Genomic DNA, 24,391 nt, shown 5'->3' with positions numbered 1-24,391 from the left:
AGGTATTATATCACGAATCCAGTATATGAGCGATAACGTGGGACGCGTATAAGCTCATTGCAAACCTGCTTTTTTTCATATTTTCATTGAGGTCAAAATAGAAGTTCTTGTCCTCATAGTCCCTCTTAAAGAATGGTGCAAAGCAAAGATCCCATTCCATCAGGTACTGCCCTGCCTTTTTGGTGTAGCAGTTCTCGGGTTTTGCTTTTTCCCTGAAATCCTTATCTACAAACTCTGCCAGAGACTTGTGGATCGCCATGTCCTCTTTTGGCAGATAGTAATAATCCTTGTAATTGGAATAGAAATACTTGAGCTCCGTTTCAAATAGCGGAACACGAAGTGTGGCCTCTGCCCCGTCGCTCTTAAAGTAGCAGCCGTCTATGTTCCCGGCAAGGGATGAAGGGAGCTCGTATGGGAGCCTGAGCTTCATGAAGACTTCACTCTTTTCCCTGCCATCATAGTCCCTGTACCTGTTGGCAGAAACCTTCACCGCCCTTACAGGGAGCTTGCCAGCGCCTTCGCTGTATCTGCTCTCATCTATATCATCATCTGTCCTGACTGAGATACCAGGCATGTTCTTAAACTGGGAAAAGAATGCGTCGTAGTATAACATAGGCAGAAGCCCGAACATCCCCTTAACATCCTCAAAGTTATGAAGAAGAAGGAGCTCTATGTTCTCCTTATCTCTTTTCTCAACGTACTGTTTGTAGACCGGGATAAGTCCGCCGCCGTCGTACTTATCCTCCCTGTTTATGCCAAGATAGAGCTCAATAGTCTTTTGCTTGCAGTCCGGAAGCCCAAGCTGTGACTTGTAGGGCTTAACTGTCTTATAAAGGTCAAAAGAGTCCATGGCTACGAAAGGATCTGAAAGCCCATATTTCTCATATTTGGCCTGAAGGAAAGGTATATCAAATCTGTCCCCGTTAAAGTGGACCAGCTTTTTGAAGCCTCTTGAAAAATCGGAAAAAGCCGAAAGAACCTGCTCTTCCTCTGCTACGCTCTCTGCCATGAACTGGATGATGTTCCAATCAGAGCCAGCCATGTATGCAGCGCCAATAAGATAAAGGTCCGCAGTCTTTGGAGAGAGTCCTGTGGTCTCAATGTCGATAAAAAGGATGTCCTTTTCATCGCAGGAAAAGCTCTTTTTCAAAATCTCGATATCTTCGAATCTGGGTCTGTCTATAGTCTCGTTTGTTCTGATCATGTTTGTCCCTCTTTCCGAAATCGCCTACCCTACTAGTATATCAAATTTAAGGCACAAAAAAAATCCCAAAGGCCGCTAAATTCTTGGCCTTTGGGATGGTTTTATTTTGTTTCAGCTCTTTGGTTTTTCGTAGTAGAAAGAGTTCTTTCTCACAAAGCCGATATCCTTGTAGTTGATGATCTGCTCTGTGCTTCCGATAAAGAGGATTCCGCCTGGGCAGAGGTTGTCGTAATACTTTCTGAAAATGTCATCCTTGGCTTCCTCAGTGAAGTAGATAAGAACGTTTCTGCACACGATAAGGTGCATATCCTTTGGATATGGATCACGAAGAAGGTCAGCCTGCTTGAAGGTTACACGGGATGTGATCTCGCTGCTTACCTTCATTTTGCCGTCAGCTGTCTCTGTGAAGTATTTCTTTTTAAACTCCTCAGGAACGTTCTGAACTTCCTTCTTGTCGTAGATAGCTGCCTTAGCCTTGGCAAGAACAACTGCATCAAGGTCAGTAGCAATAACGCTTATCTGGTTAAGTGGGATGTGCTTAGAGAGCATCATAACGATAGTATAAGGCTCATCACCTGTAGAGCATGCTGCACTCCAGATCTTTAAGTTCTTACCGAACTTACTCATGAGCTCAGGAACCATCTCTTTATCCATAAGCTCCCACTGCTCCTTGTTTCTGAAGAACTCAGAAACGTTGATGGTAAGGTATGTAACAAAAGAATCGAGGGCCTCCCTGTCCTTCTTTATAAGATCAAGGAATCCGTCATAGCCATTAACCTCGTACTTGCCAATAAGAGTATCGATCCTTCTCTTCATCTGCTTCTCTTTATAAGCGTTGAGGTCAATCTTAGTCAGGTCATAAACTCCCTTTTTAAACCACTCGTAATCAGCTGCCATACAGTCAAATTCCTCCTAAGGTTAATTTAATGACACAGTCACTAATATAATTCTATCCAATTTCAAATTGTATGTAAAATGAAATAATTATAAATAAACTTTCATCATTATATGTACAACTTAAAAAACATCCCTAAAAGTCCGACTCTACGAAATAGGTGATATCTCCCACCTGTACTGATGCAATGCCAGGAACTGAGCTAAAGAGCTTCTCATCAACGTAGTTAAACTTGGATGGAGCCTCGCCCCGCTCTAGTGCCTTGATGAGGGCGCTGACTCTTGGTCCGTGGAGAGGATTACACTCTGCGATGCAGGAGATTTTGCCCTGTCTTGCATACTCAAGGGCTGTCTCGTTAACTCCGTCAAAAGAGACTACCATTACCTCTCCTCTTTTGATGTTGGGACCAACTCTTCCACCAGCGCTTTCAATGGCATCAATGGCTCCAATAGCCATGTTGTCGTTCTCACAGTAGACCACGTTGATGTTATCAAAGCGCTTAAGCAGTGCTCCCATAACCTCTCTGCCCTTGGTCTCTGTGAAGTCTCCGCTTATCTCCGCGCAAAGGTCCCAGCCGTTATCTCTTGCTGCATTGGCAAGGCCTCTAGTTCTTCCTATCTGGGCTGTGGATCCGATATTGCCCTGGATGTTTACGATGTGAAGATCCTCTGGAGCAATGTTCTGCCTCTCTGTATAAGCCTTGATCCAGGCTGCCATCTTCTGGCCCTCAAGCTCAAAGTCTGATCCAACCCAGCAGGAATAGAGGTTTTTATCCGAGGTGTTAACTCTTCTGTCTACCAGGATAACAGGGATATTGGCTTCTCTTGCCTCTGCAAGAACTGTGTCCCAACCATCCTCTGTGGCAGGAGCAAGGACAATATAGTCAACCTCCTGCTGAATAAAAGTCCTGATGGCTGTGATCTGATTGGCCTGCTTTTGCTGACCGTTCTTGTAGGTAAGAGAATACCCGTTAGCTTCTGAAAGAGCTCCAAGCATAGACTCAGTGTTGGCACTACGCCAATCTGATTCTGCCCCCAACTGAGAGAAGCCGACGGTAATTAAATCGTCGGCTTTTTCATATTCTTCATTTACTTCCAGATCCTTATCTGGGGTAATGGCCCCGCATCCCGCAATTGCAAGAGCAAATGCAGATGCGATGGCCGTGAGAATGTATCTTTTTTTCATTTATTGTATTTACCTTCAGCTCTTTAATACTTTGTTCTTCTGAGCCATTACCACTGACTGGATGAGAAGGAAGATGCACAGCATTGCTGCGATGGTGATACCTGTCCACCAAGCCTCATCAAGACCTGCTGATGCAACTATGTTCTGAATGGTGCTAAGTGAAAGAACACCAAACAAAGTTCCAATGATATTACCAACACCACCTGTAAGCATTGTTCCACCGATGATGGATGATGCGATGGCATTCATCTCCATACCCATGGCATGGCTGGCTGAACCTGAACCTACATGAAGGAAGTAAACGTATCCGCCGATACCAGCAAGTGTTGAGCAGATAAGGTGTGAGAGGAACTTGGTCCTCTTAACATTGATACCCATCATAAGGGCACTCTGCTTGTTACCACCTACAGCGTAGAAGCTTCTTCCAAGCTTGGTCCATCTAAGCACTATGAATAATACTACCATAATAATCAGCGCTACGATAACACCAATTTCCACATACGCTGGGACATATATACCTTTTTTGTTGACCGATCCAAGGAATGGAACGTTGATACGTGTGTCCTTAAGAGCCATGAACTCAGGATCTGCAACGTTGAAAGGTGCTGTGTTTACGATGGTTGTCATACCTCTTGCAAAGAACATTCCTGCAAGGGATACGATGAATGGCTGGATATCAAGATAAGCTACAAGGAAGCCCTGAACCAGTCCAAAAGCAACACCGATAGCCAGTGCCAAAAGGACTGATCCAAAAATGCTGCCGCCCTTGTGATCAAGGTATACAGCGCAGCTCATGGAAACAAGAGCAACTACACCACCGACAGAAATATCGATTCCACCTGAGATCATAACGATACTCATTCCGGTAGCTGTAATGATAAGAGCTGCATTGGCATTTAATATGTTAAAGAACATCTGAGGCTTGGTAAAGCCGCCGCCCTGAAGCAGGATGGCTCCAAGGTACATAAGTACGAATATTACGATAGTGATCGTGAGAAGAAGGCTGGTGTCATTCATCTTGTTAAAGATGCTGGATTTTTTCTTATCTTCCATTTATGCCGCCTCCTTTCTCGCTAAGGACATCTTTTTCATGAGCTGCCCCATGTAATCTCTGACTGTAGGCGCAGAGAATACAACAAGAAGGATAACTACAACTGCCTTATAAGCTGCAAGGGCATCTGACTGCACATTGAACTTGTAAAGAGTTGTTGTAAGGAACTGGATTACATAAGCTCCAAGGATTGAAGACCACATGTTGAACTTACCACCTGAAAGAGCGTTACCACCAAGGGCAACAGCAAGGATGGCGTCCATCTCGATGTCTTTTGCAATAACTGAGTAGTTGATGGTTGAGAGACGGCTTACCTTGATAAGCGCAGCCACTGCAACACAAAGACCCAGGATTACGAAGCTTATGAACTTGATAAGTGTTGGGTTGATACCATTAAGTCTAGATGAACTCTCGTTGATACCAACTGCCTGTGTGTAAAGCCCAAGGTTTGTGAACTTAAGTACCAGGGCAATGATCACGATACAGATTGCCACAATAAATACTGTTGTGGGAATCGGAATACCTGGAATAAATCCACCAAAGTATGAGAACTTTGGATCTGGAACGATTGGAAGCTCGTTGTTGTTGATCCATGCTGCGATTGAACGACCTGCAGTGAACAGGATCAGTGTAGCGATCATAGGCTGGATCTTGAAAAGAGCTACCAGAGCGCCGTTAAATGCGCCGCAGAGCATTCCAACTACGCATGCTACAAGGAAAGCAACAATGATAGGAGCCTGGATGGTCTCAGGTCTTGAATTACCACCGCAGAGAACTCTAAGCATTGCAGAACCTGCAATAGCAATGGTTGCACCAACTGAAATATCCTGTCCGCCTGAAGCAGCAGTTACAAGGGTCATACCAATTGCAAGGATTCCAAGCTCTGAGCCGTAGTCAAGAATTGTAATGAGGTATCCTGAAAGAACAGGGTAACCTGCGTTGTTAGTTCCAAGTGTTACTTTGAAAAATCCGGGATCATTGATCAGATTTATTACCGCAAGAAGAATAAGTGCCATCAGCGGAATAAAGAGCTGATTAGATGTTATTTTTTTGAATTTAGACATACCTTATTCTCCTCCTGCGATAGTACTCATGATCTTATTCTGTGTCAGGTCTTCTCCTGACAGCTCCCCTACTACCTTCCTATCGCGCATAACTACAAGTCTGGAACAGGTTCTGAGCATCTCATCTGTCTCTGAAGAGATGAATGTTACGCTCATACCCTCTGAAGCAAGCTCAAGAACCAGCTTCTGAATATCAACCTTGGTTCCTACATCGATACCTCTTGTAGGCTCATCAAGGATGAGATACTCAGGATGCATCAAAAGCCATCTTGCAAGGATAACTTTCTGCTGATTACCACCTGAAAGAGATTTGATAGGTGTATCAGATGATGCTGTCTTGATATTGAGCTTCTTGATGTACTCATCGGCAAAGGCCTCAGCCTTGGCTCTTGAGAATGGCTTAAAGAAGCCTGTCATTACCTGAAGGGCCATGATGATGTTATCTCTAACAGAGAGATCTCCAATGATACCATCAACCTTACGATCCTCAGGCAGGTATGCAATTCCGTTCTTCATGGCATCAAGAGGCTTGTTTATCTTAACTTCCTTGCCATGAACCTTAACTTTTCCGCCAAGCACTCTGTCTGCGCCAAAGATTGCTCTTACGCACTCGCTTCGACCAGAACCAAGAAGTCCTGTAAAGCCGTTAACTTCACCCTTTTTGATGTGGAAGTCGAAAGGCTTAATGCCTGCGTCACTCTGAAGCTGCTCAGCTTCAAATACTGTTTCTCCGGCGTCAGCACCGTTATACTGCTTGCCTTCGCCCTTTATGTCTGATAGATCATCCATTTCCTTACCAAGCATCTTGGCAACAAGCTGTACTCTTGGAAGATCCTTGATCTCATATTCACCGACAAGCTGACCATCTCTAAGAACGGTGATCTTGTCACATACTTCATAAACCTGATCCAAAAAGTGTGTTACAAAGATAATTCCTACACCCATAGCCTTAAGATCTCTCATAAGGCCAAAGAGCTTTTCTACTTCCTGCTCATCCAGTGAAGATGTAGGCTCATCCAGGATCAGTACCTTACAGTCCATATCCACAGCTCTTGCTATGGCAACCATCTGCTGAACAGCGATGGAGCAGTTTGAAAGCTGCTGAGTAGCTATTGCAGGGATGTCCAGCTTTTTAAGAAGCTTGTCAGCGTCAGCATTCATCTGTTTCCAGTTGGTGATGCTGCTCTTTTCTCTTCCAATGAACATGTTCTCTGCAACTGTTAAGTTTGGACAAAGTGTAATTTCCTGATAAACAGTGCTTATTCCAAGTTTCTGCGCATCCTGTGGTGAATGGATTGCTACCTCGCCCTTCCCCTCGAGCTCGATAGTGCCGCTGTCCTTGGTGTAAACACCTGTCAGAACTTTAATAAGCGTTGATTTTCCTGCACCGTTCTCTCCCATAAGAGCATGTATCTCACCCTTTTCGAGTTTGAAATCCACGTTCTGAAGTGCACGAACGCCAGGAAATGATTTGTTGATGCCACGCATCGTAAGCACGGTAGATTCGTTCACGTTATCACCCCATTTTTCTCTTAAAAAAGGCGCGGCACCATTTGCTTGCCGCGCCCTTCAAAAATCTTAGATATTAGATTCCGTAGTTATCAACGTCATCCTGTGTGATTGTTGAAGCATCGAAGCCCTTCTCATCCATGATGATAGTCTTCTGTGAAAGTGTCTCACCTGCCTCAAGCTTCTTGATGATGTCATCGATGTAGCTAGACTGGAAAGGATTGCACTGTCCGTCGTAGTTCCAGTTCTGAGCAAGAAGCTCTTCAAGAGCCCACTTGTTGCAGTCAAATCCCATAACTACTACGTCCTTGCCAACACCATGAGAGATACCAGCTGCGTCAAGAGCTGCTACAGCGCCCTTAGCCATATCGTCGTTCTCTGCATAGATTACGTTGAAAGGTGTTCCAGCGTCGATAACTGACTGAACGATCTGCTGAGCCTTCTCTGCGTTCCACTCAGCTGTCTGCTGCTTAACGATGTTCCAGTTAGACTCTGCTGCAACCTTAGTATCAAGAGCACCAGATCTGCCCTGCTGAGCAGCTGAACCCATAACACCCTGGATATGGATTACGTTGTACTCTGAAAGGTTCTGGCCTGCAAGCCAATCAACAGCTGTCTGTCCTTCTTTAGCCATATCAGATACGATAGAAGCCTCATAGAGTGAAGGATCTGCGTCGATTGTACGGTCGAAAAGGATAACCTTTACGCCTGCTGCCTGTGCATCTTTAAGAACTGAATCCCAGCCTGCTGTGTCAGCTGCTGAAAGAAGAAGATAATCAACTTCGTCCTGGATAAAGTTCTGAGCATACTGGATCTGCTCGTCGTTCTTTAAGCTGTAAGCAAATGAAGCTTCGTAGCCGTTAGCCTCTGTGAATTTAGCCTTAAGGTCAGCGTCGTTAGCTGTACGATAACCAGACTCGTTAGGATCGTTGTTGATGATACCAACTTTGATCTTTCCGCCAGATGCTGCAGGAGCTGAACCTGAAGATGCAGGTGCTGCGCTGCCACATGCTACAAGACTAAGTGTCATTGCAGATGCCATAAGAACTGCCAATACTCTTTTCATCATAACTTTTCCTCCTAAATGGATATGAATGCGTAAGGACCATTCCTTACTTATCTACTATTTTATTACATTAAAGTAAAATAACCATGGACATATACATGAAAAGAAGTTGGAATTTTTACTTTTATTCTATTTAGTTTGATTTTTTTACGATTTCGGTTGATTTTTTCGGGAGACGAATTGTAACAGTTGTTCCCTCGTCGTAGACAGAATCGATAGAAAGCCCGTATTCATCGCCAAAATCAAGTCTTATTCTCTGATTTACGTTATAGAGGCCGTATATCTTTTTGGAGTCGGGATTTGCGTCTGTAAGACCATCCCTTACTTCCTTAAGTCTGTCGGGATCCATTCCGATTCCGTTATCAGTAACCTTAATGCAGTAATCTGCCCCGTCCTCGTAGCCAGTAACACTTATCTTGCCGCCGCCTCTTTTCTGCTTGATGCCGTGGTAAAGAGCGTTCTCAACAACAGGTTGCACGGTGATCTTGGGGATCTGATTTACATAAAGCTCCTCTGGAACATCAATCTCGTAGTCCAGGATATCCTGGTATCTTATCTGCTGGATCTCCAGATAACTCCTTACGTGGGACAGTTCCTCGCGGATTGTTACGATCTCTTTTCCCTTGTTAAGAGATGACCTGAAGAACTCGGACAGAGACCCTACCATCTTAACAACCTGCTTCTCATTGCCAGCCTCAGCGGACCAGACAATGGCATCTAAGGTGTTATACAAAAAGTGGGGATTGATCTGAGCCTGCAACAGCTCAAACTCCGCCTTCCTGAGCTGTTTCTGCTCCCTGGTAACCTGCTCCTCGATAGGTCTTGTGATGATAAGTGGCCCAACAATAGAGATAACAAGGATAGATACGATGGTTATCACAAGAATCACTGACAATAGCTTTATAATATCAAGATAGTACTGCCTGTTCTGCTGCTGGGCAGTCTGGATCTGCCTGTTCTCATAGTAGATATACTCGTTGATGGTCTCCTGCAAAAGAGCTGTCACTATCTGAACGTCGTTCTCCCAGATCAGCATGTTTGCCTCATACCGGTCGTCGTAGTCCAGGTTCTCAGTGATGTTCTTAATGTACCCTTCAAGGTTATTGAGGTACTTCTCAGCACTTTCAAGCCTCTTCTTGTTGTCCGGCGTATCTGTGATGAGCTTAAGGGAATCTACTACGCCCCTCGCGTCAGACAAAAGCGTTGGGATCTTGGAATCCTCAGGAAGTACGTTACCTACGATAAGAAGATATGTCTCATAGTCAAAGTCGTTCTTAAAATCAAGGGAGAACTCTGACGCTACAACCACGCTATTTAACATGTCGTTGTACCTGACATTTATGAGGTACAGGTTGTAGAAGGCATAGATCATGAACACCAGGTTTGGAAGAAGTAGCACCAGGTAGGACAATCTTATCTGAGAAGCCAGACGGGATTTATTTTGGTTTTTGTTTTTCCCGAAAAACTCTCTCATTCATCGCCCTCCACGCGTCCTTTGCCCCTGTACTGGGTTGTGGTCATGCCCTGGGTCTTTTTAAACAGGTATGAGAAATAGTGGGGATCTTTGTATCCCACAAGAAGACTTATCTCGCTGCTCTTTTTTGAGGTTTCCAGAAGCAGCTCTTTTGCCTTCTCAAGCCTAAAGTCCGTAAGGTACTTGATAAAGGGCTGCCCTGTCTCCTGCCTGAACACAGCGCTTAAGTGGTTTGGTGAGAAGTTCACGTGGGCTGCCAGCTTGTTTAGGGACAGCTCGTCGTCGCTGTAATTCTCATCGATGTATGCGATCACTTCCTTGACCACATCCCTTACGCCACCCTGGGAACTGTCTTTCCTTAAAGTAACGGCTTTTTTAAGGATATCTACAAGGAAATCTTTGGTCTTTTGTTCGTCTCCAAGAAGGTCCGCTGCAGGAATCTGATCTCCCAGCTCGCTCCTGTTAAGAAGAAGGTCATTCTCCACAAAGTCTGCCACGCAGAAGTACACATCCATGGCGATATACTGGCGCAGCATGTTGGAGCGAAGGGCATCCTGTCCCATTCCCTCAAAGAACTCTTCAAGGAAGTACTCAGCCTCTGACTCCTCGCCTCGTCTTAAGAACTCCTTGACGTGGCGCCTGTCGATATGTCTTGGATCTATCTCAGAAATGATGATATCGTCGCCCTTTGAATGTACCGCACCTTCTGACCCCACAAGGAAGTCGTTGCCTGTGTTGAGGTACAGATGTGCAAAGGCGCGGCTTGCCAGCTTAAAGCTCGTTGGGATATCAGTGATCCTCTCAACCGGCTTACCAACTCCTCCGAAGTACCTGATATTTGGATACTGGGAAAAGAGCTCCTTCATCCTCTCAATGATTCCGGAAACCGCTTCATTAGTCTCTTTTTCAAAGTCACCCTTCAGAAGTATAGCCTTGCTGTCCAGGTTCATATCAAAGATAAGACCACCCATTTCCTCAACGAGATCTGCCACCTGGTCTGCCACTTTAACTACAGTATTTGAGAACTCTCCGCTCTCGTGCTTGATGGACCAGATCTTAAGAAGGATAATGTTATAGCTAAGGCCGGAAATGTCTATATCCAGTTCCTTAGCACGCTTAAGGATGTATGGAAGGTCTCTTGAACCCTTAACAAGGTCTTCGAAGAAGTCATGCTTATCAAGCTCGGTCCTCTCCTTCATGTCCTCTTCGTACATGCGTCTTATTTCAAGCTCTCTGTTCTTCTCCTCGAGCTTTTCAGCAACAACGCCGATCTCCTTAAGGAGATTTTCACCACTAATAGGTTTTGAGAGATATGAGGATACGCCAATCTTAATTGCCTCCTTGGCAAACTCAAAATCTTCATAGCCTGTAAGTAAGATTATCTCAATGTTTGGGAACTGCGCCTTGACCATGCGGCTAAGTGCGAGGCCGTCCATAAACGGCATCTTGATATCAGTGATAAGAATGTCGGGCCTTAGCTTCTGGATCATGGAGTAGGCCAGCTCTCCGTCGCCAGCCTCTCCGCAAAATTCATAACCTGCCCCATTCCAGTCGATATTGTTTTTGATACCTTCCCGTACCACGAATTCATCTTCAGCCAAAAAAACCTTTAACATACCCCAAACTCCCACGAAAAAGAAATATCTTTTCTTGAAAAAAGGAGGTGGAATGAATCCACCTCCTTACACAGCCACGGCTGTAAATTATTCATTCTCTTCGCTCTGCTCGGCGATAACCTTGTCGATATCAACAGATACTACATCGCCCTCTTCTTCTGCAGGAGCTTCCTCCTCTTTCTCTGGAGCGAACATAGCCTTGATTGAAAGGCTGATCTTCTTGTCAGCTTCGTTGAAATCAACGATCTTAGCCTCAACCTCATCGCCAACCTTAAGGACATCTGCAGGCTTCTCAATGTGCTCTTTTGCAATCTGAGATACATGAAGAAGTGCGTCGATACCAGGCTCAAGCTCTACGAAAGCACCAAAGTCTGTCATCCTTGCAACCTTGCCCTTAACTACGTTGCCTACTGCATACTTCTCAGTAGCATCCTTCCAAGGGTTCTCGTTGTCGAACTTTCTTGAAAGAGCGATCTTGCTGCCATCGATACTCTTAACAAGTACCTTAACTGTATCGCCAATCTTGAATACCTTCTTAGGGCTCTCAACTCTTCCCCAGCTCATCTCTGAGATGTGAAGGAGTCCGTCTGCGCCACCAAGATCAATGAAGGCACCAAAGTCTGTAACGTTCTTAACTACACCGTCAACTACATCGCCAGCCTTGATTGTATCAAAGAGCTTCTTGGCTGCCTCAGCCTTCTCAGCTGTAACAAGCATTCTGCGGTTACCGATGTATCTGCGTCTCTTAGGATTATACTCAGTTACTACGAACTGGATCTCCTGATCCTGATACTTGGAAAGATCCTTCTCATAGCTGTCTGATACGAGACTAGCTGGTATAAATATTCTTACTTCGTCAACTACTACTGTAAGTCCACCCTCAAGTACCTGAACAACCTTAGCTGTAAGTACCTCTTTGTTGTTGAAGGCTTCCTCAATTCTCTTGTTGCCTCTGTCAAGTGCAAGTCTCTTGTATGAAAGAATGACCTGACCATCAGCATCGTTGGTCTTAAGGACCTTAACGTCCATTGTATCACCAACTTTAACGGCTGTTGTAAGGTCAATACTGTTGTCGTTAGAGTATTCGTTCTTGGTAAGTACACCGTCGGACTTGTAACCAATGTTAAGGATTATCTCGTCAGGCTTAACGTCAATAACAGTTCCCTCTACAACCTCCCCTGTGTGAATTGTTTTGAACGATTCGTTAAGCATCTGTTCAAAAGTTTGTTCTGACATGTTTCTGAACCTCCTCAATAATGTTCTTTGGGGTTGAAGCCCCGGCGGTAATGCCCACTAGTCTGGCCCCCTCTGGTATCTCCAGTTTGAGGTCATCCAGTGTCTGAATAAAATATGTGCGATCACATCTCGCAGCGCATATCTCGTAGAGTTTTCTTGAGTTTGAGCTATGCGCACCGCCTATAACTATCATTACATCTGCACGGGAAGCTATCTCCTCCGCTTCAGACTGCCTCTCGTCAGTGGCGTTGCATATAGTATTCACAATATTAATATTGTAACCATAATTTTCAATTAATTCAATGGTTTCTTGAAATTTGTTTTTGTTAAAGGTAGTCTGGGACACGACTGTGTAATCTTTTGTTTTGTCACCTTGGAATTTATCTGCCATTTCGGGTGATTCAACCACGTAAACAGGGCCACTGGCGTAGCTTACGATACCCTCAACCTCTGGATGAGTCTTGCTGCCAACTACAATGATGCTCTTGCCCTTTTTACTCTCCTCTTCCACGATCCTGTGGATCCTCTTAACGAAAGGACAGGTGGCATCTATGATCTCAAGGCCTGTTTCCTCTAATGCCTTGTGAACCTCTTTGGTTACGCCGTGGGACCTGATGACAACGGTTCCTTCTGTTACGCCTTTAAGGTCATCAACGCTCTCTATAACCTTGACGCCTTTGCTCTCCAGGTCTCCAACGACGATCTCGTTGTGGATGATGGGTCCAAATGTATAAATATTCGCTTTTTTGCTATCTATCTGGTCATAAACTGTTTCAACCGCTTTTGTCACTCCAAAGCAGAAACCAGCATGCTCAGCTACAATTACTTCCATAAAAACTCCTATCAGACTCTTTCTCTGTACAGTTCAAGGATCCTGTCTGCTACTCCATCAATGGTCATGTCGGATGAATCTACGAGAACCGCGTCCTCTGCCTGCATGAGAGGTGAATTCTCACGGTGCATGTCGCGGTAGTCGCGGTCAATGATGTCCTTCTCGATGTCATCAAGGTTACACTCAACTCCCTTAGCCACAAGCTCCTTGTAGCGGCGCTCTGCGCGTACTCTTGAGCTTGCTGTAAGATAAACCTTAAGGTCTGCACCCGGGAGTACAACAGTTCCGATGTCGCGGCCATCCATTACTACGTCTGTAGTCTCTGCAAGTTTTTGCTGAAGCTCAACCAGTTTCTTTCGAACATCTCCGTTTACGCTGCTGGCTGAGGCCATGTTTCCAACCTCTTCAGTTCTTATAAGACCGTTTACATTTTCGCCGTTAAGGTATACCACCTGCTCGCCGTTCTCATGCTTTATAGTGATGTCTGCTGTGGTGCAGGTCGCGCTGATCTTATCTGACTCTGATGCATCAATTCCCTGCTTGATCATGTAAAGAGCCATTGCCCTGTACATTGCTCCTGTGTCCACATATATGAAGCCAAGGGATTTGGCTACCTTCTTGGCTATTGTGCTCTTTCCTGCTCCTGCAGGTCCGTCGATTGCGATACTTCTACTCATTACTAAAATTCCTCCAATTACTAACTTGTGCTGCCTAAAAGTCACTCCTCACTGGCAGCTGATACTCCGGCAAGATGCCCTGTAGACCAGGCAACCTGCAGGTTGAATCCACCAGTCTCGGTGTCTACATCCAGAACTTCTCCCGCAAAGTAAAGCCCCGAAACAATCTTGGATTCCATGGTGGACGGGTCGATCTCTTTTACCTTGACTCCGCCTCTGGTTATTATAGCCTCATTAAAGCCCCTTGTGCCAGTTATTGTCATCGGGACATTTTTGATGAGGTTTACAAAAGCTGTTCTCTCTTCTCTGGTTACGTTATTTACGCTCTTTTCAGGATCGATCCCGGACAGCTCCACCATTACAGGCACAAGCTTTGATGGGAAAAGAGATCCTATCACATTTTTAAACTGTTTATTTGGAGCATCATCGAAGTCCCTAAGGATCCTCTTATCAAGCTGCTCGGCAGAAAGAGCAGGCTTAAGGTCCAAAAGGAGCCTTGCCTTCTTTTCTTTTTCGTAGTAACAGCTGGCTGTAAGGGCGATTGGTCCGCTTATGCCAAAGTGGGTAAAGAGCATCTCTCCAAAGCCCTCATATACAGGCTTCGCCTTCTTTTTGCCGGGAGCATTAGCTGCAGCCATCTCTTCGTCGCTCTTATACTGATACATCTTAAGGGTCACGTTCTTAAGTGACAGGCCCTGGAGCCTTGTGCACCACTCCTCCTGAATCTCAAAAGGTACAAGAGAAGGACGTGCTGAAACAATCTCATGGCCAAGATCCCTGGCAAATCTGTATCCATCTCCAGTTGATCCGGTTGATGGATAGGACATTCCTCCTGTGCAGATGATGACCTTGTCAAACTCTTCTCTGGTAATCGGGTCATCGTCACTTGAATAAGTAACAGCTGATACCCTGCCAGACTGAGCCTCCACCGAATGAACCTGCGTATTAAACAAAACAGAAACACCTGCTTTTTTAACAGCTTCGTAAAGGGTCCTTATAATATCAGATGAGTGGTCTGAAACAGGAAACACCCTGTCTCCGCGCTCTACCTTTAAATGACAGCCGTTCTTTTCAAAGAAGTGCATTACTGCCTCATTGTCATAGCTGTAAACTGCACTGTATAAGAACCTGGGATTTCTCATGACATGGTCAAAATAGTCCTCTACATCGCAGGCATTGGTCACATTACAGCGGCCCTTTCCTGTGATATAGATCTTTTTCCCGGGTTTTTCATTTTTCTCAAAAATAGTGACGCTCCCGCCGCTCTCCGCAGCAGCAAGCGCCGCCATCATACCAGCTGCACCGCAGCCGATCACTGCTATTTTATTCATATTCTTCCTCATCTGACTTATCCCTAAGTGGTCCTGGCAAATGCATAGCCACGTCGTCAGAAGCAAAATCTATTTCATCGTTTAAGTATACCTGATAGTTGTTCCAGACTTCCTCAAGCATCTGAAGATCTGCCTTAACTTCATTGGGCCTCTTCATACAAAGTGCTACAACAAGAGCATTTATAACGCTAAGAGGTGCGACAAGAGAATCAACTATAGATGCCATCTCGCTCTTTGCAAGGATATTGCAGGAGGAGTACAGGTTCATGGGTGAATGAACCGAGTCTGTTATGGTGATGACCTTGGCATTTCTGTCGTTGGCAAACTCCATGCACTTAAGCGTACGCATGGAATATCTTGGGAAGCTGATACCTATGATGCAGTCCCTGTCTCCGATTCTGATCATCTGCTCAAACATCTCGCTGACGCTGGTTGTCTTTATCAGGACATTACCGCCCCTTATCATGTTGAGATAAAAGTGCAGGAAATCTGCCAGAGGCTCACAGCTCCTAATACCTACAATGTAAACTGTTCTTGCCTTAAGAATGATATCAACTGCTGTTTTAAAAGCAGCCACATCAATATTATTGATAGTGTGCTCGATATTGGAAATATCAGACTGAAGGATCGATGAAAGGATCTCTCCCTCGCTGCTCTTTCCAAATCGTCTGCCCACTTTTTCTACTGATCCAAATTTGTCGGAGACCCACTCAGCAAGGGACTTCTGGAACTCAGGATATCCCTCGTAGCCAAGACTCATGGCGAATCTCACAACTGTTGACTCACTGACGCCAACAATCTTGCCAAGCTCAGCAGCCTTCATAAATACTGCCTGCTCGTAGTGCTCGATGACATAAGTGGCAATGTTCTTTTTGCCCTTACTCATCCTGGAGTAGCATTCATTTATCCTGGTAACTACATCTACGTCCGCGTCAAACTTCATATGACCACCATCAGCGGCTAAATGCCATGTATGCTGACTCAAGCATACTTACAGAAGTAGCTTCATCAAGGTCATAATCGCCTGTAACTGCCATGCAGCCTGCGCCGTGGATAAAGATCCACATCTGCATAAAGAGCTGCTGTGCATTGGATGCACCCTTAGCCTGAGCTCTGTTGATCTCTTTTACAACGTTCTCAGAATTGCCGTTTACAAGGTCATACATGCTCTTAGACTCTGATCCCTGCTCAGAAATGAAAAGAAGTCTGAACAGATGAGGGTATTTCTGCGCAAATCCAATATATGCAAGGCCAAGGTCCACAAAAGGAACATCGTGGGTCTTGCTGCACTCATCATAATACTCAAGATAGTACTCTGCTGCCTTGTCATAGACGTCCTTCTTGAGGGCATCCATGTTCTCATAGATACGGAAAATAGGCTGTGTTGAACAGCCAGCTGCTGCTGCGAGTTTTCTTGATGTGATCTGCTCAAAGCCCTCTTTCCTTGTTATTTTAAACGCCGCATTAACGATCTCTTTCTGCGTGATTGTTGCTTTTCTAGACATTTATTTCCTCCCATCGTGCCCGCGAATAATTGCGTGCGTTATTATTTTATATTAAGAAAATAGTGGTGTCAATGTACTTTCCCCACGTAAACTGTGATAGAATGAAATGAATTTTTTTCAAGGAGATGCGATATGTCAGACAGTAAAAAAAATAACATCATACTCATAGGAATGCCCACCTCAGGAAAGAGTACAGTTGGCGTAATTCTCGCTAAGATACTGGGGTATCGTTTCATAGATGCTGATATTGTTATCCAGGAAAAAGAGGGACGTAAGCTCTCCAAGATCATCGAGGATGAGGGAGTTGACGGCTTTGTAGCCATTGAAAACCGCATCAATTCAGAGATAGAAGCTGACAGAACTGTTATCGCCACAGGCGGAAGCGTTGTCTATGGAAAAGAGGCCATGGAGCACTACAAGGAAATTGGCCAGGTAGTCTACTTAAAGGTAAGCCTTGAGACTTTGAAAAAGCGTCTCCATCACGCCAAGCAGCGAGGCGTAGTCATGAAGGATGGACAGACACTGGATTCTCTTTACCAGGAGCGATCTGCTCTTTACGAAAAGTATGCAGATATTACCGTGGACGAGGGAAGAGATTCCCTTGAGAAGGTAACCGGGAAGGTTGCTTCGCTTTTTTCTGATAATTCAAAAAACTGACCAACATTTTCTTAAAATAATGTAAATTATATCGTTATATAGTCTATATCCTACCCCGAAAGTGCTATAATTATAGGAAAGTCTTGTAAATATTTATTACTTTAATAACAGGAGACAAAACTATGAGCACAAACGGGGAAATCACATCTACTGCTGTGAAGAAGAAAAACAAGAAGATCAGTACCAAGCTCCTTATGTACATCATTCCTGTTGTAATCATCACAGTTCTGGCACTTGTCAACATTGCGGCCTCAGTTTCCAAGCGCAGAATGACAGAAATGGCTTTGGAAACACTGGAATCCTCAATCTCCAACCAGTCCGATAACATCGAAGCGTGGCTGGCTGAGAATCTGACCTATTTCCAGACTGTAAAACACACCATTGAGAGCATGAATCCCAGCGAAGCAGAGCTTACTGGCATTCTTGATTCTTTCTATGGCTATAATTCCGATTCGCCAAAGGGCTTCTATATCGGAACAACCGATGGAAAGCTCTATAAGGCTACGGAGTCTGATATGTCAGATGCGAACATAACCGAGAGCACCTGGTTTAAACAGGGTATCAGCCGCATAGCCATGGCATACGGAACTTCATACACAAATGACCAGGGTGAAACAGTTATAAGTGCCACTGGTATCTTAAATGACGGTTCAGACGTAATTAAGATCATCGGCGCTGACGTTACCCTGAACAAGATAATGATCATCGTAAACTCCGGTGTAAAGATGACTGATGCCAGCTCTTTCCTGGTAGATACCAACGACAACAAGATCCTTGCCCACAGAGAAACAGGACTTGTAGGAACCACTCTCTCACAGAGCAGCTCTGATGAGCTTTTAGCAGGCGCCTGCAAGTCTATCGATGAAAGCGATCTTACCAGTAAAGAGATCGGCGATTACATGGTTGCATTCTCTGAAGTATCGGGAACTGACTGGGTTTTAGTATCATACATCCCAACAAATGTTATTCTAAAATCCGTTGCTCAGATGGGTACAATCCTGGCAATAGTTGGTGCAATAGCAATTGTTCTTATTGTTATTCTTATCCTGTTCGTTGTCAGAAGAGTTATTGCTCCTCTTGGCAATATCTCCAACAACATCGCTTCCATGTCAGAGGGTGACTTCACAATTGACGTCGACTCCTCAAGTAACGATGAGATCGGTGTTATGGGCAGCAAGGTTTCAGACTTCGTAGCATCCATGAGAAGTATGCTGTCCCATATCAGTCAGGAATCTGACAAACTTCAGGAAGAGTCTGATAACTCCGACAGAGTATCAAAGACCATGTACGAAGCATCCCAGTCCCAGGCTGAGGCCATGCAGCAGCTCAATGAAACCGTTGATCAGCTGGCTACAGCTGTTAACGACATTGCAAATAACGCTACTACCCTCGCCCAGGTTGTTGCTGATACAAGAGATAACAGTGACAAGGCTAATGAAAGCATGAAGGAAACAGTTGAGATCTCCCAGCAGGGCCGTCAGGATATGGAGAAGCTCTCCGAGGCCATGAATGGAATCTCAGAATCCAACGAGAGACTTGTAGAGTCCATCAACAAGGTTGGTGCTGCTTCTGAGGAGATCACCAATATCGTTGGAATGATCGGTGAGATCGCTGAAGAGACCAATCTCCTTTCCCTCAATGCAAGTATTGAGGCTGCACGAGCTGGTGAAGCAGGTAAGGGCTTTGCAGTCGTTGCTACTCAGATTGCCAAGCTGGCACAGACTTCAGCCCAGAGCGCTCAGGACATCTCAAACCTCATTGACGAGGTTAAGAGACTTATCGGCGAAGCAGTTGGAAAGGCCAACGAAAGTGCTGACAGCATAAGAGAGAACTCAGATCTTATTCATGTTGCTGTTGGAACCTTTGATCAGATCTATAACAACATTCAGGAATCCAATGGTCTTATCGAGGCCATGATAGATGATATCCAGAAGGTTGATGACGTAGCAACTAACGTAGCTGCTATTTCCGAGGAGCAGGCAGCCAGTGCTGATGAGATCCTCGCAACCAGTGAGAACATGGTTGAAATGGCAAACAATATCACAAAGAGCAGTCAGGATGTGGCAGACAATTCCCACGAGCTTGCGGAGACTTCCCAGACTCTTACATCCTATGTTCAGAAGTTTAAGATTTGAGGAGGGGATAAGCCATGTTAAAGAAAAGATCTCTTAAAAGAATTCTGACAGGCGTTATCGCCGGTGTATTAGTAGCTTTATCAGTTACAGGTTGTGGAAGCGCTTCTAAAGGTGGTGGCGGATCCGTTGATGGTTCCGGAGTAAAAGTATACTTCTCCACCCTGACCCTTGATGATTTCAAAGAGCTCGTAATGAACTCAGTTATAGAGGCTGGTAAGAGCAGCGGAGTTACAGTTGATGTTGGAACTCCCTGTGCTACAGTTGATGAACAGGTTGCCCAGATCAGAGATGCAGCAGCAAAGGGATATGATGCTATCATCTGTAATCCTGTAGATGCAGCTACTGCTCTTCAGCTTGAGGTGACAGCCGGAGATATTCCTATCCTGTTTACAAACACCCAGCCAGATGCAGCATATCTTAAGGCTGACAAGTATATGTACGTTGGAAGTTATGAGATAGATGCAGGTACAATGCAGGCTGAATACGTTTGGAACAAGCTTGGAAAACCAAGCAGCCTCAACATAGTTCTTTTCCAGGGTCAACCAGGTCACCCTGCTGCTGTGAACAGAACAAAGGCCGTTAAGAAATACTTTAAGAACGTTGGCGTTAACGCAAACTTCGTATTCAACGATACAGCTTACTGGGATACCCAGAAGGCAACTGATGAGTTCAAGCTCTTCCTTAAGACAGGACAGCCTTATGACTGTGTTATCTGTAACAACGATTCCATGGCTCTTGGCGTAGTTCAGGCCATGAACGAACTTGGTATTGATACAGCATCAGTTCCTGTAGTAGGTATCGATGCTACCGCTGACGGTTGTCAGTCAATCCTTGATGGCGGAATGCAGTTTACTGTTTACCAGTCCGCTAAGGGACAGGGCGCATCCTGCGTAGAAGCAGCTATAGCTCTTGCCAAGAAGGGAACCTGTAAGGATGTTGAATATGTAACATCAGATGGCCTCTATGTATGGGTACCATTTGAGCCAGTTGATAAATCTAACGCAGCATCCATAAAGTAAACAAACAAAAATACAGGGCTTTGGATAGAGATATCCAAAGCCCTTTTTTACTACACATATTTAGTTTTCTATTATTCCGCCTCCAAGGACTACGTCTCCGTCGTAGAATACAGCTGACTGTCCGGGAGTTATAGCTCTTTGAGGTTCATCAAAGATCACCTTTACGTGGTCTTCATCAATAACTGTAACAGTTGCAGGCTGCTCTTTGTGCCTGTACCTGATCTTGGCACTGCATCTAAAATCCCCCGTAGGCTTATCCCCTGTTATCCAGTGGAATTCTCTGACGCTTACTTCTCTCTCGAAAAGGTCCTTGTCATCAGCAAGGATGACTCTGTTTCCAGCGACATCAAGCTTTTTAACATAGAGCCTTCTGTCAGCCGGGATTCCAAGGCCTCTTCGCTGACCAATGGTGTAGTTTATTATTCCCTCATGCCTTCCAAGGACATTTCCTTCAAGGTCCACGAAATCTCCCTCAGGATACTCCCTGCCACGATAGCGCTTTATCATGGCTGCATAGTCCCCATCAGGAACAAAGCATATATCCTGACTCTCCTTCTTGTGGGATGTCACAAAGCCGTTCTTGTCAGCAATCTCCCTGACTTCAGGTTTGGTAAGGTCTCCAAGCGGGAAATAGGTGTGTCGAAGCTGTTCTTCTGACAGGTTATAAAGTACGTAGCTCTGGTCCTTACTTAAGTCCCTGGCCTTAAGAAGATAGAAGTGTCCGTCCTCTCTCTCCTCGATCCTTGCGTAGTGACCGGTTACTATATTGTCGTATCCAAGTTCTTTTGCCTTCTCATAGAGAATGTCAAACTTAAGGTACTTGTTGCATCCAATGCAGGGGTTTGGTGTCTCGCCCTTCTCGTAGCTGCACACAAAGGGCTCAATGACCTTTTCCTTAAACTGAAACTCATAGTGATAGATGTTGTAAGGAATACCTATGCGTTCGCACACAGCCCTGGCATCCTGCGTGTCATTTAAGCTGCAGCAGGTACCAAAGAGGTCCTCACCGATCATGTCGTTTTCATATAGACGCATGGTACATCCCATGCAGTCAAAGCCCTTTTCAGTCATCAAAGCGGCGGCAACTGAACTGTCAACGCCACCGCTCATAGCTATCAGAGCTTTTCTTTTTTCTTCGCTCATAGATTTATCCATTCTGATAGTGATAATGGTTCATAGTCTGATCTCTTGCAAAAGCAGTTGATCATATTGCAGGGGATAACAGCTGTGTGTTCCCCGTGGATAGGCGTATAGGGTGTTTCCTGGATCTGCCTTATAAACTGCTGCATAAGGACCTCGTCTCTTGTCTCATGGACGTGGCCATAGAGCATGTAGGTCTTGGGCTCTCCGCTCTTTTTGAGCCTGTACTGGCCATTGTAAAAGGGAATCGGATAGTGACAAAGAACAACCTTCCTCTGGGAATCAGTGATTTCCCTGTAGTCACAGATCCATTCAAACCTTGAACTGTCAAAGTCCGCAGCATCAAGGTACTTGTCGTGATTACCACGAATGAGACAAATCTTGCCCTTTAAGGAAGAGAGGAGCTCCTCTGTCTCCCTGCTCTTTCCAAGGGATAGGTCTCCGATAACAATAACTGTATCTGAGGCCGTGACCTTGTCATTCCATTTTTTTACCATGTATTCGTTCATCTCTTCCACAGAAGAAAAGCCCCTCATGTCCATCTTGTCATTTAAGGCTGCATGGAAGAAATGACAGTCTGCTATATAGTAGATCATTCCTCGTATAATCCTGTTCCGTCGTCGTGTAAAAGAAAGGCGGGATCCTGATCTGCCGCAGAAGTAGCAAGTTCATCGCACCTCTCGTTTTCAGGATGTCCATTGTGTCCCTTGACCCAGTTCCACTTTACGTTGTGGGGCTCTGCTGCCTTAATGAGCCTTTGCCACAGCTCCACATTCTTGACTGGCTTTTTGCCTGCTGTCTTCCAGCCGTTTTTGAGCCAGCTCTTTATCCAGCCTTCCGTAAAGCCGGATAATACGTACTTGGAATCAGTAAACATCTCCACATCGCAGGGGCGGTTTAAAGCCTCAAGTCCCTTTATGGCACCCATAAGCTCCATCCTGTTGTTGGTGGTCTTGTCGTACCCTGCGCTTATTTCCTTTTCATGGGCAACTCCTGAAGCATCCACGTAGCGAAGCAGGACTCCGTATCCTCCTGGTCCGTCCGGATTGCCTCTGGCTGACCCGTCTGAATAAATACTAACCTTCATCTATATCCTTTCATTTCAAAAAGCTGCTTCCCAGCTGCCTTTTTCAAGGAAGCCATCCGCCATTTTCTGGGCATCGTCCACAAGCTCTTTTTCATAGCCCAGTACTCCAAGGAGCTTAATAGCATTCCTGGTGGTTGCAGGGCCCTTTCTGATCCTGTAATCAAACTTAACGTCGTTGTCCGTAACATCTCCCTCAAAGTGATAGATGTCATATCTGTCCTTCAAAAGAGCTGTCAGCTCAATATCATGGGTTGCAGCAAAGCACTGAACCTTCTCCTCAGAGAGTTTTTTAAGGATCTGTGTTGAAGCTGCAATTCTCTCAACTGTATTGGTGCCTCTAAGCACTTCATCCACAAAACAGAGAACCTGATTGCCAGTAGCAAGGGCTGCGTCAAGGATCCTCTTTATGGATTTGATCTCTACGATGTAGTAGCTGTCGCCTTCAAAGATATCATCCTTAAGAGCCATTGATGAGTAGATCCTGTAAAGAGGCGCTTTGTAGTTCCTTCCTAGAACCGTGTGGATGGACTGGGCAAGGATAGCGTCTATGGCGCAGGTCTTAAGGAATGTGGACTTACCTGATGCGTTGGAACCTGTAAGGAGCACTCCTGTCTCGGACTCAATATCGTTGGCAACTGGATCTGTGATAAGGGGATGGAACAGCTCTTTTCCGGTAAAAGAGCTTCCTCCAAACTCAGGAACGCAGTAAGAATCCGCAAAGGAAGCCCTAAAGCAGGCTATTGAGATGCAGGCCTCGATCCTTCCTGTGATCTCAAGGATGCGGTCAAGCTTGTCCCTCTTACTCATGATCTCCTTATACATCTGGTTGAACTTGATAAGGTCAATGTGTGTGACCATCCTGATGTAGTCCATGATAAGGTCTAGAGGATTGCCACTGGAGTTCATCCTGGTTGGAGAAAGAAGGATGCCCGCAAAGGCCTTGAATGATGTAAAGCTCTTACCGATTTCCTTAAGCTCTGCAACGTCTCCAGAGAGGGCCTCGTCCTGAATCCCGCTAAACTTGTCTATGGACTTTATGACTCTCATGATGTAGCCATAGGTCACAAGATAAGGGTCAATATCACCCTTTATCTTAAAATACGTAATTATCTGGGCAACCATGATAATGAGAAATGCACCAAAGCCCAGAACGAACTTAAAAAAGATGGTAACAAAAGAAGCCACCAGAAGTACAAGCATTACATAATGCATGGTATTTCCAGCATTGTTCACTTTTTTAAGGAAATCTATGTAGTCGTAAATCGAATACTTGCTGTTATTTCCTATCTCAGAGAATATCAGCTGGATTTTTAAACGCTTGTCATCTTCCTTCTGGAAAAAGTCTATTTTCTTTTCCAGGTCTTCAAAGTCATCCTCCTGCCTGGGAGTTCGGAGCATGTGATAAAGATACTCCTCTCCTGCAGCGGAAAGGCAATAGTCCAGCCTGTCATAGACATTGTCCATGGAAAGGTCGTTCCAGGTGGTATCGTCGATCTGGAAGCCCTCCCTGTGGTTTTTATAAAATCCCAAAAGGTGCTCTCTGTCTCTCTCCTTGTAATTCCTGTGGGGTTCAGAGCCGTATTCCTTTTGAAGCTTTTTGATAAGGGCCTTTCTGGCGTTTATCTTGTCCCGAAGTCCCAAGGCGAATGCGCCCACAATGAAGACAACGACTATGACAAGAATCATGTATGCATCACTTCTATCCATT

Annotated in this window: 22 protein-coding genes; 3 read left to right on the top strand and 19 right to left on the bottom strand. The window is 45.1% G+C overall.

Annotated elements, in window-relative coordinates:
• Positions 1–10 precede the first annotated feature (10 nt).
• The 15 genes from D6855_RS01350 to D6855_RS01280 form a co-directional block, all read right to left on the bottom strand.
• On the bottom strand, positions 11–1,204 hold the full coding sequence (locus D6855_RS01350) for a ribonuclease H-like domain-containing protein (RefSeq protein WP_120737265.1): 1,194 nt from the start codon (positions 1,202–1,204) through the stop codon (positions 11–13).
• Between the two features lie 111 nt (positions 1,205–1,315).
• Positions 1,316–2,101, bottom strand: a complete 786-nt coding sequence (locus D6855_RS01345) for a CheR family methyltransferase (protein WP_120737263.1) — start codon at positions 2,099–2,101, stop codon at positions 1,316–1,318.
• A gap of 133 nt (positions 2,102–2,234) precedes the next feature.
• Complete coding sequence (locus D6855_RS01340; RefSeq protein WP_120737261.1) at positions 2,235–3,284, bottom strand: ABC transporter substrate-binding protein; 1,050 nt, start codon at positions 3,282–3,284, stop codon at positions 2,235–2,237.
• A gap of 15 nt (positions 3,285–3,299) precedes the next feature.
• Positions 3,300–4,337 (bottom strand): ABC transporter permease subunit, encoded by a 1,038-nt coding sequence (locus D6855_RS01335; RefSeq protein ID WP_120737259.1) that lies wholly within the window; start codon positions 4,335–4,337, stop codon positions 3,300–3,302.
• On the bottom strand, positions 4,338–5,399 hold the full coding sequence (locus D6855_RS01330; protein ID WP_120737257.1) for an ABC transporter permease: 1,062 nt from the start codon (positions 5,397–5,399) through the stop codon (positions 4,338–4,340).
• A gap of 3 nt (positions 5,400–5,402) precedes the next feature.
• The gene (locus D6855_RS01325; protein WP_330546786.1) at positions 5,403–6,911 is read right to left on the bottom strand and encodes a sugar ABC transporter ATP-binding protein; all 1,509 of its coding nucleotides are present in this window, start codon (positions 6,909–6,911) and stop codon (positions 5,403–5,405) included.
• A 73-nt stretch (positions 6,912–6,984) separates the two neighbouring features.
• Positions 6,985–7,977, bottom strand: coding sequence for an ABC transporter substrate-binding protein (locus tag D6855_RS01320; protein WP_120737253.1), 993 nt, complete (start codon positions 7,975–7,977; stop codon positions 6,985–6,987).
• Positions 7,978–8,107: 130 nt separating this feature from the next.
• Positions 8,108–9,448, bottom strand: coding sequence for a sensor histidine kinase (locus D6855_RS01315; protein WP_120737251.1), 1,341 nt, complete (start codon positions 9,446–9,448; stop codon positions 8,108–8,110).
• A complete protein-coding gene (locus tag D6855_RS01310; protein WP_243111755.1) occupies positions 9,445–11,064 on the bottom strand; it encodes a response regulator in 1,620 nt (539 codons plus the stop codon). Before D6855_RS01310 ends, D6855_RS01315 begins: the two co-directional genes overlap by 4 nt.
• Before the next feature lie 87 nt (positions 11,065–11,151).
• Positions 11,152–12,300, bottom strand: a complete 1,149-nt coding sequence (rpsA, locus tag D6855_RS01305; protein WP_120737247.1) for a 30S ribosomal protein S1 — start codon at positions 12,298–12,300, stop codon at positions 11,152–11,154.
• Positions 12,281–13,132 carry a 4-hydroxy-3-methylbut-2-enyl diphosphate reductase gene (ispH, locus tag D6855_RS01300; RefSeq protein ID WP_120737245.1) on the bottom strand — a complete coding sequence of 284 codons (852 nt, stop codon included), beginning with the start codon at positions 13,130–13,132 and terminating at the stop codon, positions 12,281–12,283. The genes rpsA and ispH overlap by 20 nt, the downstream gene beginning before the upstream one ends.
• 11 nt (positions 13,133–13,143) lie before the next feature.
• The gene (gene cmk / locus D6855_RS01295) at positions 13,144–13,809 is read right to left on the bottom strand and encodes a (d)CMP kinase (protein ID WP_120737243.1); all 666 of its coding nucleotides are present in this window, start codon (positions 13,807–13,809) and stop codon (positions 13,144–13,146) included.
• A gap of 41 nt (positions 13,810–13,850) precedes the next feature.
• Positions 13,851–15,140, bottom strand: a complete 1,290-nt coding sequence (locus tag D6855_RS01290; protein ID WP_120737241.1) for an NAD(P)/FAD-dependent oxidoreductase — start codon at positions 15,138–15,140, stop codon at positions 13,851–13,853.
• A complete protein-coding gene (locus tag D6855_RS01285) occupies positions 15,133–16,083 on the bottom strand; it encodes a MurR/RpiR family transcriptional regulator (RefSeq protein ID WP_120737239.1) in 951 nt (316 codons plus the stop codon). Before D6855_RS01285 ends, D6855_RS01290 begins: the two co-directional genes overlap by 8 nt.
• Positions 16,084–16,093: 10 nt before the next feature.
• Positions 16,094–16,645: a TetR/AcrR family transcriptional regulator gene (locus tag D6855_RS01280; protein WP_120737237.1), complete on the bottom strand. Its 552-nt coding sequence runs from the start codon at positions 16,643–16,645 to the stop codon at positions 16,094–16,096.
• A gap of 132 nt (positions 16,646–16,777) precedes the next feature.
• Between D6855_RS01280 and D6855_RS01275 the strand changes: the two genes are divergently transcribed.
• From D6855_RS01275 to D6855_RS01265, 3 genes are all read left to right on the top strand, one after another.
• Positions 16,778–17,302 (top strand): shikimate kinase, encoded by a 525-nt coding sequence (locus D6855_RS01275; RefSeq protein ID WP_120737235.1) that lies wholly within the window; start codon positions 16,778–16,780, stop codon positions 17,300–17,302.
• Between the two features lie 122 nt (positions 17,303–17,424).
• Positions 17,425–19,437 (top strand): methyl-accepting chemotaxis protein, encoded by a 2,013-nt coding sequence (locus tag D6855_RS01270; RefSeq protein ID WP_120737233.1) that lies wholly within the window; start codon positions 17,425–17,427, stop codon positions 19,435–19,437.
• A gap of 14 nt (positions 19,438–19,451) precedes the next feature.
• Positions 19,452–20,456 (top strand): substrate-binding domain-containing protein, encoded by a 1,005-nt coding sequence (locus D6855_RS01265; protein ID WP_120737231.1) that lies wholly within the window; start codon positions 19,452–19,454, stop codon positions 20,454–20,456.
• A 60-nt stretch (positions 20,457–20,516) separates the two neighbouring features.
• Here the strand turns inward: D6855_RS01265 and mnmA are convergent, their stop codons facing one another.
• Genes mnmA through D6855_RS01245 form a run of 4 tightly spaced genes read right to left on the bottom strand, consistent with a single transcriptional unit; the run spans position 20,517 to position 24,390 of the window.
• Positions 20,517–21,599: a tRNA 2-thiouridine(34) synthase MnmA gene (gene mnmA / locus D6855_RS01260; protein WP_243111754.1), complete on the bottom strand. Its 1,083-nt coding sequence runs from the start codon at positions 21,597–21,599 to the stop codon at positions 20,517–20,519.
• Positions 21,596–22,192: a metallophosphoesterase gene (locus tag D6855_RS01255; RefSeq protein WP_120737227.1), complete on the bottom strand. Its 597-nt coding sequence runs from the start codon at positions 22,190–22,192 to the stop codon at positions 21,596–21,598. Before D6855_RS01255 ends, mnmA begins: the two co-directional genes overlap by 4 nt.
• Positions 22,189–22,683 (bottom strand): ribonuclease HI, encoded by a 495-nt coding sequence (rnhA, locus tag D6855_RS01250; protein WP_120737225.1) that lies wholly within the window; start codon positions 22,681–22,683, stop codon positions 22,189–22,191. Before rnhA ends, D6855_RS01255 begins: the two co-directional genes overlap by 4 nt.
• A 15-nt stretch (positions 22,684–22,698) precedes the next feature.
• Entirely contained in the window at positions 22,699–24,390 is a 1,692-nt protein-coding gene (locus tag D6855_RS01245; RefSeq protein WP_120737223.1) for a MutS-related protein, read from the bottom strand.
• Between the last annotated feature and the right edge of the window lies 1 nt (position 24,391).

Origin of the sequence: Butyrivibrio sp. CB08 (assembly GCF_003625485.1) — a bacterium.
Taxonomy (GTDB): domain Bacteria; phylum Bacillota; class Clostridia; order Lachnospirales; family Lachnospiraceae; genus Butyrivibrio.
Note: the sequence above shows the minus strand (reverse complement) of the source record. Positions and strands in the feature narration are given on the sequence as shown.